Consider the following 18,462-nt stretch of genomic DNA (forward strand, 5'->3'; position numbering starts at 1 on the left):
GCTCCGGTCGCCACCCCGGCGCCCGTCGCGCCGGCCGCCCCGGTCGCCGTGCCGGCCCCGGCCGCCGCCGCGGAGCCGTCCGACGCCTACGTGACCCCGCTGGTCCGTAAGCTCGCCGCCGAGAACGGCATCGACCTGAACCAGGTCAAGGGCACCGGCGTCGGTGGCCGCATCCGCAAGCAGGACGTGCTGGCCGCCGCCGAGGCCGCCCGTGCCGCCGTCGCCGCCCCGGCCGCCTCCGCGACCGGCGCCGCCAAGGCCCCGACCACCATCGCCGCCGCCTCCCCGCTGCGCGGTCAGACGGTGAAGATGACCCGCATGCGCAAGGTCATCGCCGAGAACATGGTCAAGGCGCTGCAGACCGCCGCGCAGCTGACCACGGTCGTCGAGGTCGACGTCACCAACATCATGCGTCTGCGCGAGCAGGCCAAGGGCGCGTTCGCCGCCCGCGAGGGCGTCAAGCTCTCGCCGATGCCGTTCTTCGTGAAGGCCGCCGCCGAGGCGCTCAAGGCGCACCCGGTCGTCAACGCCTCCATCAACGACGCCGAGGGCACGATCACGTACCACGCCGTCGAGAACATCGGCATCGCGGTCGACACCGAGCGCGGCCTGATGGTCCCGGTCATCCACGACGCGGGCGACCTGAACATCGCCGGCATCGCCAAGAAGACCGCTGACCTGGCCGCCCGCACCCGTGACAGCAAGGTCACCCCGGACGAGCTGTCCGGCGGCACCTTCACCGTCACCAACACCGGTTCGCGCGGCGCCCTGTTCGACACGCCGATCTTCACGCCGCCGCAGGTCGCGATCCTCGGCATCGGCGCGACGGTCAAGCGTCCGGTCGTGATGGAGTCCGCCGAGCTCGGCACCACCATCGCGGTGCGCGACATGGTCTACCTGGCCCTGTCCTACGACCACCGGATCGTGGACGGCGCCGACGCCGCCCGCTTCCTGGGCACCCTCAAGGCCCGCCTCGAGGAGGGCGCGTTCGAGGGCGACCTCGGGCTGTAGGCCCCGCAGGCCCTCGTAGCACCGCGCCGAAGGCCCCGACTCCCTGTGGAGTCGGGGCCTTCGGCCTGTCCCGCGTGCGTCGCGCACGCCCGGCGTGGATGCTTGAGGGCGTGATGGACGAGACGGACTTCTGGCTGCTCATCGACGAGACCCGGGACAGCGCCGAGGGCGACCCGGTCGACCACGCCGACCTGCTCGTCGAACGCCTCGTCGAGCGGACGCCCGACGAGGTGCTCGACTTCGCCCGCCTCTTCGAGGCGCGGATGGGCCGGGCCTGGCGGGTCGACCTGTGGGGCGCCTCCGACCTGCTGCTCGGCGGGGCCGGCCAGGACGCCTTCGAGGCTTTCTGCGCCTGGCTGGTCGGCCAGGGCCGCGACGTCTTCGAGGGCGCCCTGGCCGACCCCGACGAACTGGCGGACCTGCTGCCGGACTTCGACGACGAGGAGGACGGCGACGCCGAGGAGCTCGGCTGGGTCGCCGACCGCGCCTACGAGCAGCTCACCGGCGCCCGCCTGCCCGACCTGGGCCGCCGCAGCGGCGAACCGCTCGGCGCCGGGTTCGACTTCGACGACCCGAAGGAGATGGAGAAGCGCTACCCGCGCCTGTGGGAGCGTTACGGCGCCTGAAGCGCCCGCTCCAGCTCCGCCGCGTCCGGAGGACGGGCCCCCGCCCGTGAGACGGTGACCGCGGCCGCGGCCGTCGCCCGCCACAGCAGCTCCGCGAGCTCCGGCGCGCCCAGCCGCGAAAGCCGCTCGCGCCGCCGGCCTCCCGGACCGGGCCCGTGCGGCCCGTCGCGCCCGTCGAGCTGGTCGAGCTGGTCGAGCCCGTCGAGGACAGCCGCCATGAAGGCGTCCCCGGCGCCGACGGTGTCCACCACCGCGGCCTCGCCCGCCGGGGCGGTGACCGTGTGCCGCGCCGTGTACGCCGCCGCGCCCGCCGCGCCCCGGGTCACCAGCACCAGCGCGACGCCCATGCCCAGCCAGCGCTCGGCCACCGCCGCCTCCGGCTCCCCCGGGTACAGCCACGCCAGGTCCTCGTCGCTGGCCTTGACCACGTCGGCCGCTGCCACGCAGCGTTCCGCCTGCGCGAGGGCCGCCGCGTGCCCGCCCATCAGCGCCGGACGCACGTTCGGGTCGTAGCTGACGGTGGCCCGCGCGCGCAGGCCCTCTGCGATGGCCAGCGCCGTGGCCGCGCCCGGCGCCGCGGCCGCCCCGATCGACCCGAGATGCACGTGCCGGGGCTCCTCCGTCAGCACGGAGGGCTCCTCCAGGACGGACGGCCGCAGCGTCCAGGCGATGTCGAACGTGTACGACGCCCTGCCCTCCGCGTCCAGGGAGACGACCGCCGTCGGGGTGCGCACGTCGCGCTGCCCGTCGTCCAGCAGCCGCACGCCCGCGGGCAGGAGACGGGCCCGGATCAGCTCGCCCATGGCGTCGTCGCCGAGCTGGGTCAGCAGCGCGACGTCGTGGCCGAGCCGGGCCAGGCCGTACGCCACGTTGGCCGGGCTGCCGCCCGGGTGCGCCACGTCCAGGGCGCCGGGCGCCCGGACGATGTCGGCGACGCTCTCGCCGATCACCAGGAAGGTCACAGGTCGATGCCCATCAGCACGTCGTCCTGGTACTCCCCCGCCACCAGGAACTCACGCGGCTGCACACCGGTCACCTCGAAACCCGCCGTCTCGTACAGCGAGCGCGCCACCGTGTTGCCGGCGAGGACGCGCAACGTCACCCGCAACGCGCCCTCGGCGCGAGCGCGGGCGAGGGCGGCGTGCAGCAGGGCGCGCCCGAGCCCGAGGCCGCGCGCCTCGGGGGCGACCAGCAGCCCCTGGATGGCGCGGATGTGCGCGTTGCTCGGCAGCGGGGTCGGCGGCAGCACGCGCACCCAGCCGAGCAGTTCGCCCCCGTCCCGGCCTTGGGCGACCAGCATGTGCTCCGGCCGGTGCCGGTCGTCGCGGAAGGCGGTGCTGTCCGGGCCCGGAGGGTCCGGCCGCTCGGAGACCTCCGAGACCGGCGACCAGCTCCGGTGGTCGAGCAGGTAGACGGCGTGACCGTCGGCGGCGACCGCCGGTCTGATCACGACGCGGGTGGTCTCGGAATCCACGGTGTCCATGGCCGGAGCCTACGCGGTCCTTAACGGCCCAACTGCTTGAATATCGGCATGCGCATCGCGGTCACCGGCTCGACCGGGCTCATCGGCTCCGCCCTGGTCCGCTCGCTGCTGGACGACGGACACGAGGTGGTCCGCCTGGTGCGGCGCGAGCCGCAGGAGCGCGCCGACGGCAGCGTGGAGGTGCGCTGGAACCCACCCCTGCGCGCCGTCGACCGCAAGGGCCTGGAGGGCGTCGACGCGGCCGTCAACCTGGCCGGCGCGGGCATCGGCGACCACCGCTGGACCGCCGCCTACAAACGCACCCTGCGCGACAGCCGCGTCCTCGGCACGCAGACCCTGGCCGACGCGCTGGCGGGGCTGGAGAAGCGCCCCCGGGTGCTGGTCTCGGCCTCCGCCATGGGCTACTACGGCCAGACGGGTGACGCCGTCATCGACGAGGACGCCCCGGCCGGCGACGACTTCCTGGCGCGCCTGTGCGTCGAATGGGAGGAGGCCGCGACGTCCGCCGCCGAGGCCGGGATCCGCGTCGCGCACACCCGCAGCGGCATCGTGGTCGACGCCGGCGGCGGCGCCTTCGCGCGGCTGCTGCCGCTGTTCAAGCTCGGCCTCGGCGGACGGATGGGCGACGGCCAGCAGTACTGGAGCTTCATCTCGCTGCGCGACGAGGTCGCGGCCATCCGGCACCTCATCGACACCGACCGGCTCGCCGGCCCGTTCAACCTGACCGCCCCGGTCCCGGTGACCAACGCCGAGCTCACCACCGCCCTCGGCCGGGCACTGCGACGGCCCGCGGCGCTCCCCGTTCCGGAGTTCGCGCTGCGGGCCGTGCTCGGCGAGATGGCGATCGAGGTCGTCGGCAGCCACCGCGTGGTCCCGCGGCGACTGCTCGACTCCGGCTTCCGCTTCGCCCACGCGACCGTCGACCAGGCCGTCGCGGCCGCGCTCTGAGACCGTCAGGTCTGTTCGGCCGTCGGGCCTGTTCGCCATCGGGTCTGTTCGGCCGTCAGATCCCCTTCGGCCAGCGGGAGCCGGGGCGCAGGTAGACCGCCCAGGTGACCAGCGAGCAGACGGCGTAGGCGACCAGGAAGGCCAGATAGGCGGCGTCGCCGTTGCCGGTGGCCAGGAACGACTGCCGGAAGGCCATGTTGACCAGCACCCCGCCGAACGCCCCGATCGCGCCCGCGAGCCCGATCAGCGCCGAGGAGCGACGCCGCGCCTCCTGCTCCGTGCCGGCCTTCACCTGGAAGATCGCCGGGATCATCTTGTAGGTCGAGCCGTTGCCGACGCCGCTCAGCACGAACAGGGCCACGAACCCCGCCAGGAACAGCGGCAGCGACTTCGCGTGCGAGGCCGCCAGCACCGTCCCCGCGCCCGCCGCCATCAGCAGGAACGTCACGAGCGTGATCCTCGCGCCGCCGAAGCGGTCCGCCAGCCTGCCGCCGACCGGCCGCACCAACGAGCCCAGCAGCGGCCCGAGGAAGGTCAGGTAGGCGGCCTTCACCGGGGTGTCGAACTGCTGGTGGAACTGCACCTGGAGCACCTGTCCGAAGGCGAAGCCGAAGCCGATGAAGCTGCCGAAGGTGCCGATGTAGAGCAGCGACATCACCCAGCTGTGCGGCTCCTTCGCGACGTCGCGCAGCGCGTGCCGGTCGTTCCGCAGCGAGCTGAGGTTGTCCATCCGCAGCGCCGCGCCGAGCGCCGCCAGCACGATCAGCGGCAGGTAGACCAACGGGACCAGCCGCGGGTGCGCGGCCCCCGCCGTGGCCAGCACCGCGAGGCCGACCAGTTGCACCACCGGCACGCCGAGGTTGCCGCCGCCCGCGTTGATCCCGAGCGCCCAGCCCTTGAGGCGTTGCGGATAGAAGGCGTTGATGTTGGCCATGGAGGAGGCGAAGTTGCCGCCGCCGACGCCCGCGACGCAGGCCACCGCGAGCAGCGTCCCGTAGGAGACGCCCGGGTGCAGCACGACGCCGGCCAGGATCGTCGGCACCAGCAGCAGCGACGCGCTGAAGACCGTCCAGTTCCGCCCGCCGAAGCGCGCCACCGCGTAGGTGTAGGGCAGGCGCAGCACCGCACCGAGCGCCGTCGGCACCGCGGTGAGCATGAACTTGCCCGCGGCGTCGATGTGGTAGGCCGGGCCGAGGAAGAGCACCAGCACCGACCACAGGCTCCACACCGAGAAGCCGATGTGCTCCGACAGGACGGAGAAGACCAGGTTGCGCCGGGCCACCCCGGCCCCGGCCTCGGCCCAGAAGTCCTCGTCCTCCGGCCGCCAGTCGGTGATGGCGCGGGTTCCGGCGGGAGCCGCCACCGCCGTCCCGGTCTCCACGGCGGCGGTCATCGGTCGCCCTCCTGCACGATGCGCACCGACCAGACCCGCAGCACCGCGGGCCGACCGTCAGGGGTCCGCTCCTCGTCGAGGCAGCGCCCGTCCCGCAGGTCGAACACGTGCTTGTACATCGGCGAGGCCACCGTCGGAGCGCCGTCGCGACTGCCCACGATGCCGCGTGAGAGGACGTACGCGCCGCTGAACGGGTCGAGGTTGTCCACCGCGTAGAGCCCGCCGGACCGGTCCCGGAAGACCGCGACCTGCTGTCCGCTCTCACTCAGCACGGCCACGCCGCGCCCCGGGGTCAGCTCCTCCAAGGGGCAGACCCGTGACCAGGTACGTCCGTCGAGGATCTCCACCAGGCCGGTCCTCGCCTCGGTCGCGACGGGCCTCGTCAACATCTCGGTCATGCGCGGTCTCCCATCATGCCTGGTCTCCGATCATGCGGTGCGCACCTCCAGTCGGGGGCCGGCGACCAGCGCCGGGGTGAGGATCCGCCCGTCCTCGTCGGGGCGGGCGGGGCGGATCTGGCCGCGCTCGGGCACGAAGGTCACGGCCGGGTCGGGCGTGCCGGGGGCGTTCACGAAGGAGGTGAAGCGCCGCAGGCGGTCGGGGTCGGCGAGGACGGCGGCCCACTCGTCCTCGTAGGCGTCGACGTGGCGGGCCATCAGCGCGTCGAGCTCGGCGCAGATGCCCAGCGAGTCCTCCAGCACCACCTGCCGGACGTGCTCCAGGCCGCCCTCGATCCGGTCCAGCCAGACCGAGGTGCGCTCCAACCGGTCGGCGGTGCGGATGTAGAACATCAGGAACCGGTCGATGGTCCGAAGCAGCGTCTCCTTGTCCAGGTCCGCCGCCAGCAGGTCGGCGTGACGCGGCGTCATGCCGCCGTTGCCGCCGACGTAGAGGTTCCAGCCGGCGGAGGTCGCGATGACGCCGAAGTCCTTGCCCTGGGCCTCGGCGCACTCGCGGGCGCAACCGGAGACGGCCGCCTTCAGCTTGTGCGGGGAGCGCAGGCCCCGGTAGCGCAGCTCCAGCTCGATGGCGAGGCCGACCGAGTCCTGCACCCCGTAACGGCACCAGGTCTCCCCCACGCACGACTTCACCGTGCGCAGCGACTTGCCGTAGGCGTGGCCGGACTCGAAGCCCGCGTCCACCAGCCGCCGCCAGATCTGCGGCAGCTGGTCGACGCTGGCGCCGAACAGGTCGATCCGCTGACCGCCGGTGATCTTCGTGTAGAGGCCGTGGTCGCGGGCGATCTCGCCGATGGTGATCAGGCCCTCCGGGGTGATCTCGCCGCCGGGGATGCGCGGGACCACCGAGTAGGAGCCGTTGCGCTGCAGGTTGGCCAGGAAGTGGTCGTTGGTGTCCTGCAACGCGCTCTGCTCGCCGTCCAGGACGTGGCCGCCGGCGAGGCTCGCCAGGATCGAGGCGACGGCCGGCTTGCACACGTCGCAGCCCTCACCGCCGCGCCCGTACCGGTCCAGCAGCTCGGAGAAGCCGCCGATCCCGGCGACCCGCACGATCTCGTAGAGCTCCGCGCGGGTCTGACCGAAGTGCTCACACAGGCTCCTGTCGACGGTGACGCCGCCCGCCTCCAACTCCTCGGCGACGATCGTGCCGAGCAGCTTCACGCAGGAGCCGCAGCCCGTTCCGGCCTTGGTGCACTTCTTGACCTCGGGCACGGTCGTGCAGCCCCGGTCGTGGACGGCGGCCCGGATCTCGCCCTTGCTGACGTTGTGGCAGGAGCAGACCACCGCCTCGTCCGGCAGCGCGATCGGCCCGGCCACCGGGACCAGACCGGACGGCAGCACCAGCTGCTCCGGCGCCGTCTGAAGCGGCTTGCCACCGATCGCGAGCGGGCGCAGCAGGCCGTAGGACTCCGTGTCGCCGACCAGCACCCCGCCGAGCAGCCGCCCGTCGGCGCCGATCACGAGCTTCTTGTAGATCCCGGCCCGGCTGTCGCTGTACAGCACGTCGACCGCGCCCTCGGTGGCGCCGTGCGCGTCGCCGAAACTCGCCACGTCGACACCGAGCAGCTTGAGCTTGGTGGAGGTGTCCGCGCCGGTGAAGTGGTGCTCCTCGCCCAGCCCGTTGCCCCCGTCGACGTCGTCCCCGTCGTCGGCGAGGGAGCGGGCGGCCGTCTCGGCCATCGCGTAGCCGGGGGCCACCAGCCCGTAGACCCTGCCGTCGACGGCCATCGCGCACTCGCCGATGGCGTAGACGTGCGGGTCCCGGGTGCGGCAGCGCTCGTCGACGACGACGCCGCCGCGCTCGCCCACCGGCAGACCGCACTCGCGGGCCAGCTGGTCGCGCGGCCGCACGCCTGCGGAGAAGACCACCAGGTCGGCGGGGAGCTCCCGCCCGTCGGACAGGCCCATCGCACGCACCCGGCCGTCCGCGCCGGTCAGGACGGACTGGGTGCCGGCGCCGGTGTGGACGTTGACGCCCAGCGCCTCGATCTTGCGCTGGAGCAGCCTGCCGCCGCCCTCGTCGACCTGGATCGCCATCAGTCGCGGCGCGAACTCGACGACGTGCGTCTCAAGGCCGAGCGCGGTCAGCGCGCCCGCCGCCTCCAGGCCCAGCAGCCCGCCGCCGACGACGACGCCGACGCGTGTGCCCGGCGTCTCGGCCCCGTCGCGGATGCGCTCCAGGTCCTCGATGGTGCGGTAGACGTGGCAGCCGGCCGCGTCGTGGCCGGGGACCGGCGGCACGAACGGGTAGGAGCCGGTGGCCAGCACCAGCGCGTCGTAGCGCAGCACCGCGCCGGAGGCGCAGGTGACGGTGTGCGCGGCCCGGTCGACGGCGGTCGCCGGGTCGGCGAGGCGCAGGTCGATGCCGTGCTCGGCGAGGAAACCGGTCGGGGTCAGCGACAGCTCCTCCGCACTGGCGCCGGAGAACCACGAGGTCAGGTGGACCCGGTCGTACGCGGCCCGGGGCTCCTCCGCCAGCACGGTGATCCGCCACCCGGCCGCGCCGGGCTGCTCGACGAACGCCTCCAGGAAGCGCTGGCCGACCATGCCGTGGCCGACCAGGACGAGGTCTTTCAAGGACTGCGCCGCCTCGGGTCGAGTGGTCATCAGAGGGCTCCATGGGTGGTGGTGAGCAGATGCAGCGGGGCGTCGGCGTGGGAGTCGTCACGCTCCAGCGCGCGGGCGAGGTCGCCGACGGTGGCGAGGTCGCCGAGGAGGATCGCGCCGACCAGCCGGTCGCCGCGCATCACGAGCTTCTTGTAGCTGCCGCGGGTCGCGTCGGTGAGCCGCAACTCGTCGACGTCCTCGTCCGGCCCGGCCGGGTCGAGGTGCACCTCGCCGAAGGCGGCGTACTCGATCGGGCCGGCGCTCAGCCGGGCCAGCGGCCGGGAGCCCGGGTAGCGGGCGTCCGGGTCGGCGCCGGAGAGCCGCGCCGCGAGCACGTCCGCCTGCTCCCAGGCCGGTCCGGCCAGGCCGTGGACGACGCCCGCGTGCTCGGCGCAGTCCCCGATCGCGAAGACGTGCGGCGCGGAGGCGGCGAGGCGGTCGTCGACGAGGACGCCCCGCCCGACCGCCAGACCCGAGGCGTGCGCCAGGGCGGTGCGCGGTCGGACGCCGCAGGCCAGCACGGTCAGGTCGGTCGACAGCCGGTACCCGTCCGCCAACTCCACCTCGCCTGCCTCGGTCAGGGCGCGGGCACGGTTGCCCAGGTAGACCTCCACGCCCAGGGTCAGCAGCGCGTCGCGCAGCGCCGCCGCGGCGTCCTCGTCCAGCTGGCGCTCGATCAGGTGGGGCCCCTGGTGCACGATCTCGACCTGCGGTCCGAGCGCGGCCAGCGCCCGGGCGGCGCTGACGCCGAGCACCCCGCCCCCGACGACGACGGCGCGCTTGGCGTCCATCGCCTCCTCGGCCAGCCGGGCGCAGTCGGCGAGGGTGCGCAGCGCGTGCACCCCCTCGCGCAGCCCCCCGCCGTCCTCCCGGCGCAGGCCGCGGATCGGCGGCAGCAACGGGTTGGCGCCGGTGGCCAACACCAGCTCGTCGTAGGGCTCGGTGGCGCCGTCGGCGAGGGTCAGCAGTCGCGCGCCGGGATCCAGGGCGACGACCTCGGCGCCGAGCCGCAGGTCGGCGTCGCCGGTCGGCAGCGTGATCGCCTCGGCGTCGTAGCGGCCGGTCAGCACGTCCGCCAGGAGCACCCGGTTGTAGGGGGCGCGCGGCTCGCTGCCGTAGAGGGTGACCCGGGCCTTCCCGCCGAGGGCGGAGTAGCGCTCGGCGAACCTGGCCGCGGCCATGCCCGCGCCGACGACGGCGATGTGACGCCTGCTCATGAGACCTCCAACCGCACTGCGCAGACCTTGAACTCGGGCATCTTCGATGTCGGGTCCAGCGCGGGGTTGGTCAGCGTGTTGGCGCGGCCCGGCCCCGCCCAGTGGAACGGCATGAAGACCGTGTCGGGCCGGATGGCGTCGGTGATCCTGGCCGGGGCGACCACCCGGCCGCGCCGGGAGACCACCGCGAGCGGCTCGCCGTCCGCGACGCCGACCCGCGCGGCCAGGCGCGGGTGCAGTTCCACGAACGGGCCCGGCGCCGCCGCGCTGAGCTCGGCGACCCTGCGGGTCTGCGCGCCGCTCTGGTACTGGGCGAGCACCCGGCCCGTGGTCAGGTGGATCGGGTACTCCTCGTCCGGCTCCTCGGCGGCCGGACGGTGGCTGACCGGCGCGAACCGGGCCCGGCCGTCCGGCGTGGCGAAGGCGTCCAGAAAGAGCCGCGGCGTGCCGGGGTGGTGCTCGGCCGGACAGGGCCAGAAGACGCCGTCCTCGGCGGCGATCCGCTCGTAGCTGATGCCGGCGTAGTCCGCCTGCCCGCCCGCCGAGGCGCGGCGCAGCTCCGCGAAGACGGTCTCCGGGTCGTCGTCGAAACCGCCCTCGCCGCCCGGACCCTTCGCGCCGAGTCGCTCGGCCAGCTCCTTCAGCACCCACAGGTCGCTGCGGACGCCGCTCGGGGCCGCTGTGGCCCGGCGGCGCAGGATGACCCTGCCCTCCAGGTTGGTCATGGTGCCGGTCTCCTCCGCCCACTGCGTGCTCGGCAGCACCACGTCCGCGAGCTGCGCGGTCTCGGAGAGCACCAGGTCGGAGACGACCAGCAGGTCCAGCGAGCGCAGCCGCTCGGATACCTGCGCGGCCCGGGGCGCGGAGACGACCGGGTTGGAGCCCATCACCAGCAGCGCGCGGACCCCCTGCGGGCCGGGCGCGCCCAGGCTGTCCAGCAGCTCGTAGGCGGAGCGGCCGCTGCGCGGCAGCTCCTGCGGGTCGACGCCCCAGACCGCGGCGACGTGGGCACGGGCCGCCGGGTCCTCGATGGAGCGGTAGCCCGGCAGCTGGTCGGCCTTCTGGCCGTGCTCCCGCCCGCCCTGCCCGTTGCCCTGGCCGGTGAGGCAGCCGTAGCCGGAGTGGAGCCGTCCCGCCTTGCCCGACGCCAGGCAGAGGTTGATCCAGGCGCCGACGGTGTCCGTGCCCTTGCTCTGCTGTTCCGGGCCGCGCGCCGTCAGCACCATGCCGGTGCGCGCCCGGCCGAAGTGCCGTGCCGCCTCGCGGAGCTGGGCGACCGGCACGCCGGTGATCCGCTCGACCCGCTCCGGCCAGTGCGCCATCACGGCGGCGCGAGCCTGCTCGAAGCCGCTGGTGCGCTCGGCGACGAAGTCGACGTCGACCATGCGCTCGGCGATCAGCAGGTGCAGCAGGCCGAGCGCCAGCGCGAGGTCGGTGCCCGGCACCGGCTGCAGATGCAGGTCCGCCTGCTCGGCGGTGCGGGTACGACGCGGGTCGACGACGATCAGCGTGCCGCCGTTCTCCCGCAGTTCGCGGAAGTAGCGCAGCGCCGGAGGCATCGTCTCGGCCGGGTTGGCGCCGACCAGGATCAGGCAGTCGGTGCGCGGGATGTCCGCCAGCGGGAACGGCAGGCCGCGGTCGACGCCGAAGGCGATGCGACCCGCCGCCGCGGCCGACGACATGCAGAACCGGCCGTTGTAGTCGATCGTCGCGGTCTTCAACGCGATCCGGGCGAACTTGCCCAGCTGGTACGCCTTCTCGTTGGTGAGCCCGCCGCCGCCGAAGACGCCGACAGCGTCCGCGCCGTGCTGTTCGCGGACGGCCGCGAAACCGGACGCCACCCGGTCCAGCGCCTCCTCCCAGCTCGCGGCGCGCAGCTCGCCGCGGGCGGCCGGGGTGGCGCGAGCGAGGGCGCTGTCGCAGGTGTCCCGGACCCGGATGTCACGGACCCGGATGTCGCGGACCAGCGGCGTGGTGAGCCGGGCGCCGGGCGCGAGCAGCGCCGCGGCGTTCTGCCCCTTCCCGCACAGCGCCCCGCGGTTGACGGGGAAGTCGGGCCGCTCGCGGACCTCCACCGGCACCGCACCGGCCGTCGGCGCGAGCCGCATGCCGCACTGCAGCGAGCAGTACGGGCAGTGCGTCGCCGTGCCCGTCGCCGTGCCCGTCGCGGTCGCCCTCGTCGTCGTCATGGCAACGACGTTGGGCGCGGGCCGTTACGCGTCCTTGTCCCGGGTGTTGCGCCTGCGGCAACTCTCCCTCACGCCGCCTCGGGGACGGGGTGGGGGCACGGACACGCGCCGTAACACGAGCAGGCGTTTCGCTAACGCGTGCGTGATGGCGGGGCAACCTCCCGGTAACCGGGGCCGGTGAACCTGCGTCCATGGGCACCACAGAGACCGAACCGCTCCTCCCGCTCACCGGGTTCACCGTCGGCGTCACCGCCGCACGGCGGCGCGACGAGCTCGTCGCGCTGCTGACCCGGCGCGGAGCGCGGGTCGTGGAGGCGCCGACGCTGCGCATCCTCCCGCTGGAGGACGACCTCGCGCTGCGCCGGGCCACCGAGCAGTGCCTGCGCGCGCCGCTGGACTACGTGGTGGCCACCACCGGCGTCGGCTGGCGCGGCTGGATGAGCGCCGCCGACGGCTGGGGCCGCGGCGCGGAGCTCGCCGCCGCCTGCCGTGACGCCGTCGTGCTCACCCGCGGCCCGAAGGCGACCGGCGCCGTCCGCGCCAGCGGCCTGGACGAGACCTGGTCACCCCGCAGCGAAGCCACCGACGAACTGCTCACCTGGCTGCTGGCCCGCCCCCTCGACGGCCGCCGGATCGCCGTCCAGGAACACGGCCTGCCGCTGACCGACTTCGCCGCCGCGCTGCGCGAACGGGGCGCCGAGGTGGTCTCCGTGCCGGTGTACCGCTGGGCCCCGCCCGAGGACCCCGCCCCCGTCAGACGCCTGGTCGAGCAGACCGCCCGGCGCGAACTGCACGCCCTCACCTTCACCAGCGCGCCCGCGATCGCCGCCTTCCTCACCACTGCCACGGCCGACGGCCTGGACGGGCCGGTGCTGGAGGCCCTGCGCGGCGAGATCCTCTCGGTCTGCGTCGGCCCCGTCTGCGCCCGCCCGCTCGTCGAGGCCGGCATCCCCGTCGTCTGGCCCGACCGCGGCCGCCTCGGCTCCCTGGTCCGCACCCTGACCGAGGTGCTCCCCACCCGCAGCCGCCGGACCCTGCGGGTGTCGGGGCGTGAACTCGTCCTCCAGGGCAACGCCCTGCTGGTGGACGGCGAGAGCCACTGGCTCTCCCCCAAGGGCGCGACCCTGCTGCGCGCCCTCGCCGAGAACCCCGGCTGGGTGCTCAGCCGCGCCGAACTGCTCCGACGCGCGTGGGCCGACTCCGACGCCGACGAGCACGCCGTCGAGGCGGCCGTCGCCCGGCTGCGGCAGTCGCTCGGCCCTCACAGCGACCTGGTCCGCACCGTGCCGAAGCGCGGCTACCGGCTGGGGGCGGGATGACCGTCCCCGCCCGCCCGAGCCAACCGGGCCGTCCGGGCCGAGCGCCCCTCACGAGCCAACCGCCCCCCTCGATCCGCCTGACCTCCTCAATCCGCCTGACCCGTCCGACGCTGCTGGCCGTCGCCCACGGAACCCGCGAGCCCGAGGGCGTCGCGACGACCGAGGCAGTCGTCGCCCGGGTACGGGAGCTCCGGCCCGAGCTGCGCGTGGAGCGGTGCTTCCTGGATCTCGTCACGCCGTCCCTGCCCGAGGCACTGGCCCGGCTGCGTGGGGAGGTCGTGCTGGTGCCACTGCTGCTGGGCGCCGGCTACCACGTCCGCGTCGACATCCCGGCCGCGCTCGCCGACGCGCCGCACCTGCGAGCCCGCGTCGCCCGCGCGCTCGGGCCCGACCCGCTGCTCGCAGATGCGCTCCGAGACCGGCTCGACGAGGCCGGCCGGCGGGCGCAGTCCCCGCCGACCGCTCTGGTGCTGGCCGCGGCGGGTTCCACCGATCCGGCAGCCAACGCCGACGCCGCCGCCATGGCCGGGCTGTTGCGCGCGCGCCTCCCCGGTGCGCCCCCTGTGGTGCCCGCGTACCTGTGCGCGGCGGGACCGACGCCGGCGGAGGCCGTGGCCGCGCTGCGGGCGGAGGGTCACGAACGGGTCGCCGTCGCCGCGTACCTGTTGGGGCCGGGGTTCTTCGCACGTCGCGCCGCCCACTCCGGTGCCCGTTCGGGCGCCTGCCTCACCTCGGCCCCCCTCGGCGCGCACGACGCACTCGCCAACCTCGTCACGCTCCGCTATGACGAAGCCGTCGCCGACGCGCCCGAGATCCGGCGCAGAGGCCCGCTCGGGGGGCGTACAGGGGCATACTCGGGGCGCATGCTCACGCCGGGGTAACCAGGGGCGCACGAGCCCGACCCAGATGTGACACAGCGTCACATCTGTCTGCGCTCAGCCGATGTGCGCACCGAACTTCCTTGTCTGAGCGGCCGTTTGGGAGGGCATCACTGAGAGAAGCCCCGGAAGCCTGGCACCCGGAGGGAGCCGTCCGTGCCCACAGCAGCCATCCCCACCCCCCTGCATCCGCGCCGACGCGACACCGATGTCGTGATCGTCGGCGCCGGTCTGGCCGGCCTGACCGCAGCCCGCAGACTCACCAGCAGCGGACTGTCCGTCACCGTCCTGGAGGCCACCGACCACGTGGGCGGCCGCATGGCCGGGGAGGACTGCGACGGCTACCGGCTCGACCACGGCACCCACCTGCTCAACTCCGCCTACCCGGAGCTGGCCAGGGCCCTCGACCTCGGCGATCTGGAACTGCGCCCGCTCAGCGCCGACGTGATGGTCCACGCCGACGGACGCCGCTACCGGATGGGCGCGCCCAGCGGTCCGCGCGCCGCACTGGGCGCGGCACTCGGCGCCGCCCGCGCCCCCCTCGGCCGCCCCTGGGACAAGGCCCGCCTCGGCGCCAACCTGGCCCGCCTCGCCGCCACGCCCGTCGAGCGGCTGCTCACCCGGCCCGAACTCACCGCCGCCGAGGCGCTGAACCGTCGCGGCATCCCCGCCGCGACGGTCGACGGCTTCCTGCGGCCGCTGCTCAGCGCCCTGCTCAACGATCCGCTGCTGCGTACCAGCAGCCGCGTCTCCGACCTGGTGCTGCGCAGCTACGCCCGCGGCCGGCTCTGTCTGCCCGCCCAGGGCGTCGGCGCCGTTCCGCTCGCGCTGGCCGAGCGCCTGCCGGCCGGAACCATCCGCATCGGCGTCCAGGTCACCGGCATCGCCGCCGACGGCGTCGACACCGAGCGGCACGGCCGGTTCGGAGCGCGCGCCGTCGTGGTCGCCACCGACTCGCGCTCCGCCGCCGAACTGCTGCCCGGCCTGCACGAACCGGAGCACCATCCGGTCACGACCTACTACCACGTGGCCGACACGAGCCCGCTCGCCGAACCGCTGCTCCTGCTCGACTCCACCCCGGGCGCGCTGGTCTCGCACACCCTCGTGCTCAGCGAGGTGGACCGCTCCTACGCGCCCACCGGAGCGCTGATCGCCTCCACCGTCCTCGGCCACCGCGCCGCCGTCCCCGCCGAACCCGCCGTCCGGGAGGCACTCGCCCGCCTCTACGACACCGACACCAGCGGCTGGCACTTCCTGACCGCACGCCACTTCGCGGAGGCGCTGCCCGCAATGCCGCCGCCGCACGTCTTCCGCCGCCCCGTCCGGGTCCTGCGCGGCCTGTACGTGTGCGGCGACCACCGCGACACCAGCTCCGTCCAGGGCGCGCTCGTCTCCGGCCGACGCGCCGCGGACGCCGTGCTGCGCGACCTCGGCCTCGCCACCCCGGAATCGCCGGCGGCGGCCATGGCCGCCTGACGAGCACCGGCCGAGTTCAGATCACCCCCGCGGTCCGGGCGGCCTCCTCGAACGCCCGGACCGAGGGGTTGCCACGGTACGGCGCCAGCCTGCGGGCGAAGTCCCGCAGGTACTCCACCGCGCGCAACGAGCGCATCTCGGTCACCCCGCGCAGCGCCTCCGTCGCCGCCGCGCACGCCTCGTCCAGCTCGCCGAGGCCGAGCCGGGACGTGGCCAGCACCACCCGGCAGAAGACCCGGCTGCGCGCGTAGGTCTGCGGACGGAGCCGCAGCGACCGCTCCGCGTGCTGCGCCGCCGGCCGCCACTGCTGCAGATCCCGGTAGCAGTGCGCGAACTCGTCGGCCAGCTGCGCCTCGTCGAAGAACCGCGCCCAGCTCGGCAGCTCGTCGCCGCCATGGGACGCCTGCAGCGCCCGCTCGGCCCGCACCAGCGCGGCGGTACAGGACCGGGCGTCACCGAGCAGCCCGTGCCCGCGCGCCTCCGCGGCGTGCATCAGCGCCTGCGCCGCCGCCGGGGCCGTCGACCCCACGCCCTGCTGCGCCACCCGCGCCAGCTGCACCGCCTCCCGGCCGTGCCCGAGGTAGACCGCCTGCCGGCTCATCGTCACCAGCACGTACCCGCCGTACAGCCGGTCGTTCGCGGCCTGCGCCAGCCGCAGCGCCTGCACGAAGTAACGCTGCGCCAGACCGTGTGCGCCGATGTCGTACGAGGTCCAACCCGCGAGTCTGGTCAGATCCGCGACCGCCCCGAACAGGGCCCGGCCGATCGCCTCGTTGTAGCGGCCGCGCAGCATCGGCTCGGCCTCGCTCTCCAGGTACCGGATCAGCGCCTGCCGGGCGTGCCCGCCGCCGTAGGCGTTGTCCAGGGCGCGGAACAGATCCCCCACCGCGCGCATCGCCGCCACGTCACCCCGGCTGACACGCGGCACCCCGCGCAGCGCGACGGCCTGCTCAGCGGACGCGCCACCCGACGAACCGGCGGCCGAGGCGGCAGCCGGGCCGGAAGCCGCTCCCGCGGCCGAGTGAGGCGAGCCCGCGGAGGAGCCGCCGGTCGGGCCGCCGGTCGGGCCGCCCGCCGCACCGCCCGGCATTCCGCCCGACAGGCCGGCGTCGCGGCGCGCCTGCGTCGGGATGCCGGTGCGGCCCCCGTCCTGACGGCCCAGATCCTGCGGCGTCTCCCGGGCCACCCGGTCGTCGGTGCGCCCGATCAGCCAGTCCCGACTCGGCACCACCAACCCGGCCGGGGTGAACGCGATCCGCCGCAACTCGCTGTGGGCGCCGGTGTCCTTGCGCCACATGCTGGCGACGATGTCCACCGCCTCCGCGGGGCTCTCGGCGAACTCAAGCCCCGCGTACACCGGGGCGCAGGCGTCCAGGCCGAGGTCCTGTGCGGTGAGCCGCCGCCCCAGCCGCCGGGTGAACACCTCGGCGATCAACGCGGGCGTCGCCCCACGCGGCTGCTGGCCGCGCAGCCAGCGCGTCACCGAGGTCTTGTCGTAGCGCAGATCAAGGCCGTGCTCGCTGCCGAGCTGGTCCACCCGCCGGGCGAGCCCCGCATGCGAGAAGCCGGCCTCCTCGATCAGCGCCGACAGCCGCTGGTTGTACTGGAGACGATCACCGGCCGCTCCTCCGCCCGCCCCCGCGCCGGAGTTGGCGCGCTCCGACGAGGGCGGTGACTCCGGTGCGCGGCGCGGACGGCTGTCCAGCAGCGCGCGGTCGAGGGGGGCGCGGTCGAGCGGCGGGCGATCGGTCACAGGCCGTTGGGGCATCTGGCACACACCTTCCGGGGGCCCGCACCGAACGCCGCGAGCTCCCTAGGGGAACGGCGTGAATGTAGCGAGCATTTGGCGCGAGCGGCCGGTTCCGGCCGGACAATCGTCCGAACGGGTGAAGCCCGTCCCTCCTGTCGGGGACGATGCGACGCGTGGGACGACGCACGGCCCTTACCCGACCGCGCCGGGCCCGCCCTGGGTGCGTCCCCCACAGCCGCACCCCGGTCTGTGGCGACGGCCCACATGGGAGCCCCCGCCCCGGCCGCCTAGCGTCAGCGGCCATGGAGAGCACCCACGCAAGCTTGCTGGCCGGGCGGAAAGCCCTGGTCACCGGCGCGGCCAGCGGGATCGGCCGGGCCTGCGCGCAGGCCCTCGCCGAGGCCGGCGCCGCGGTCTACGTCGTCGACCGCGCCGCCGAGGCGGCCAAGGAGGTCGCCGAGCGGATCGGCGGCACCGCACTGGTGGTCGACCTCGCGGAGGGCGCGGCCGTGGACGCGCTCCCGGACGACGCCGACATCGTCGTCAACAACGCCGGGCTGCAGCACGTCGCCCCCCTCCACGAGTTCCCACCCGAGCGGTTCACCCTGATCCAGCGGGTCATGGTCGAGGCCCCGTTCCGGATCGTCCGCCGCACCCTGCCCCACATGTACGCCGGCGGATGGGGACGGGTCGTCAACGTCTCCTCCGTGCACGGGTTGCGCGCCAGCGCCTTCAAGTCCGCGTACGTGACCGCCAAGCACGCGCTCGAAGGGCTGAGCAAGGTCATCGCCCTCGAGGGCGCCCCGCACGGCGTCACCAGCAACTGCGTCAACCCCGGCTATGTCCGCACGCCGCTGGTGGAGAGCCAGATCGCCGCCCAGGCCGCGGCCCACGGCATCCCGGAAGCGGACGTGCTGGACCGGATCATCCTCGACCGCACCGCGATCAAGCGCCTGATCGAGCCCGAGGAGGTCGCCGCGGCCGTGCTGTGGCTGTGCGCCCCGGCGGCCGCCGGCATCACCGGCGCCTCCCTCCCCATGGACGGCGGCTGGACCGCCCGCTGACGCGCCGCCACCCCGCGCGCCGTCCTCCCCACCCCTCCTGAGC

General features: G+C 74.7%; 15 protein-coding genes. 7 read left to right on the top strand and 8 right to left on the bottom strand.

Translation table 11 applies throughout. The annotated features are described in order from the left end of the window. On the top strand, positions 1 to 1,011 hold a 1,011-nt coding region (gene sucB, locus TR50_RS40235; protein ID WP_042434824.1), incomplete at its 5' end, for a 2-oxoglutarate dehydrogenase, E2 component, dihydrolipoamide succinyltransferase. A gap of 113 nt (positions 1,012 to 1,124) precedes the next feature. Then, positions 1,125 to 1,637, top strand: coding sequence for a DUF4240 domain-containing protein (locus tag TR50_RS40240; protein WP_042434826.1), 513 nt, complete (start codon positions 1,125 to 1,127; stop codon positions 1,635 to 1,637). Here TR50_RS40240 and TR50_RS40245 read toward each other — a convergent pair. Further along, a complete protein-coding gene (locus TR50_RS40245; protein WP_042434829.1) occupies positions 1,625 to 2,599 on the bottom strand; it encodes a PfkB family carbohydrate kinase in 975 nt (324 codons plus the stop codon). The genes TR50_RS40240 and TR50_RS40245 overlap by 13 nt on opposite strands. Beyond that, positions 2,596 to 3,120, bottom strand: a complete 525-nt coding sequence (locus TR50_RS40250) for a GNAT family N-acetyltransferase (RefSeq protein ID WP_042434832.1) — start codon at positions 3,118 to 3,120, stop codon at positions 2,596 to 2,598. Before TR50_RS40250 ends, TR50_RS40245 begins: the two co-directional genes overlap by 4 nt. Before the next feature lie 48 nt (positions 3,121 to 3,168). Here TR50_RS40250 and TR50_RS40255 point away from each other — a divergent pair, with 48 nt between their 5' ends. Next, positions 3,169 to 4,068: a TIGR01777 family oxidoreductase gene (locus TR50_RS40255; protein ID WP_042434835.1), complete on the top strand. Its 900-nt coding sequence runs from the start codon at positions 3,169 to 3,171 to the stop codon at positions 4,066 to 4,068. A gap of 55 nt (positions 4,069 to 4,123) precedes the next feature. On the opposite strand, the gene TR50_RS40260 is transcribed toward TR50_RS40255, so the two are convergent. The 5 genes from TR50_RS40260 to TR50_RS40280 are packed head-to-tail and all read right to left on the bottom strand — an operon-like array spanning position 4,124 to position 11,932. Then, entirely contained in the window at positions 4,124 to 5,461 is a 1,338-nt protein-coding gene (locus TR50_RS40260) for a nitrate/nitrite transporter (protein WP_042434838.1), read from the bottom strand. Beyond that, positions 5,458 to 5,859, bottom strand: coding sequence for a nitrite reductase small subunit NirD (gene nirD / locus TR50_RS40265; RefSeq protein WP_236654802.1), 402 nt, complete (start codon positions 5,857 to 5,859; stop codon positions 5,458 to 5,460). Before nirD ends, TR50_RS40260 begins: the two co-directional genes overlap by 4 nt. 30 nt (positions 5,860 to 5,889) lie before the next feature. Further along, positions 5,890 to 8,526, bottom strand: coding sequence for a nitrite reductase large subunit NirB (nirB, locus tag TR50_RS40270; protein ID WP_042434843.1), 2,637 nt, complete (start codon positions 8,524 to 8,526; stop codon positions 5,890 to 5,892). After that, positions 8,526 to 9,743 carry an NAD(P)/FAD-dependent oxidoreductase gene (locus TR50_RS40275; RefSeq protein ID WP_042434845.1) on the bottom strand — a complete coding sequence of 406 codons (1,218 nt, stop codon included), beginning with the start codon at positions 9,741 to 9,743 and terminating at the stop codon, positions 8,526 to 8,528. Before TR50_RS40275 ends, nirB begins: the two co-directional genes overlap by 1 nt. Next, the gene (locus tag TR50_RS40280; protein WP_042434848.1) at positions 9,740 to 11,932 is read right to left on the bottom strand and encodes a molybdopterin oxidoreductase family protein; all 2,193 of its coding nucleotides are present in this window, start codon (positions 11,930 to 11,932) and stop codon (positions 9,740 to 9,742) included. The genes TR50_RS40275 and TR50_RS40280 overlap by 4 nt, the downstream gene beginning before the upstream one ends. 191 nt (positions 11,933 to 12,123) lie before the next feature. Here TR50_RS40280 and TR50_RS40285 point away from each other — a divergent pair, with 191 nt between their 5' ends. From TR50_RS40285 to TR50_RS40295, 3 genes are all read left to right on the top strand, one after another. Next, positions 12,124 to 13,251 carry a uroporphyrinogen-III synthase gene (locus tag TR50_RS40285; protein WP_042434851.1) on the top strand — a complete coding sequence of 376 codons (1,128 nt, stop codon included), beginning with the start codon at positions 12,124 to 12,126 and terminating at the stop codon, positions 13,249 to 13,251. Then, positions 13,248 to 14,132: a sirohydrochlorin chelatase gene (locus tag TR50_RS40290; RefSeq protein ID WP_063775254.1), complete on the top strand. Its 885-nt coding sequence runs from the start codon at positions 13,248 to 13,250 to the stop codon at positions 14,130 to 14,132. The genes TR50_RS40285 and TR50_RS40290 overlap by 4 nt, the downstream gene beginning before the upstream one ends. Positions 14,133 to 14,285: 153 nt before the next feature. Next, positions 14,286 to 15,605: an NAD(P)/FAD-dependent oxidoreductase gene (locus TR50_RS40295; protein ID WP_042434853.1), complete on the top strand. Its 1,320-nt coding sequence runs from the start codon at positions 14,286 to 14,288 to the stop codon at positions 15,603 to 15,605. 16 nt (positions 15,606 to 15,621) lie between these two features. Here TR50_RS40295 and TR50_RS40300 read toward each other — a convergent pair whose 3' ends face one another. Continuing rightward, a complete protein-coding gene (locus TR50_RS40300) occupies positions 15,622 to 17,373 on the bottom strand; it encodes an NsdA family TPR-like regulatory protein (RefSeq protein WP_236654803.1) in 1,752 nt (583 codons plus the stop codon). A gap of 284 nt (positions 17,374 to 17,657) precedes the next feature. Between TR50_RS40300 and TR50_RS40305 the strand changes: the two genes are divergently transcribed. Further along, positions 17,658 to 18,419, top strand: a complete 762-nt coding sequence (locus TR50_RS40305) for a 3-hydroxybutyrate dehydrogenase (protein WP_042434857.1) — start codon at positions 17,658 to 17,660, stop codon at positions 18,417 to 18,419. Positions 18,420 to 18,462 lie beyond the last annotated feature (43 nt).

The organism is Streptacidiphilus anmyonensis, assembly GCF_000787855.1.
GTDB lineage: Bacteria > Actinomycetota > Actinomycetes > Streptomycetales > Streptomycetaceae > Streptacidiphilus > Streptacidiphilus anmyonensis.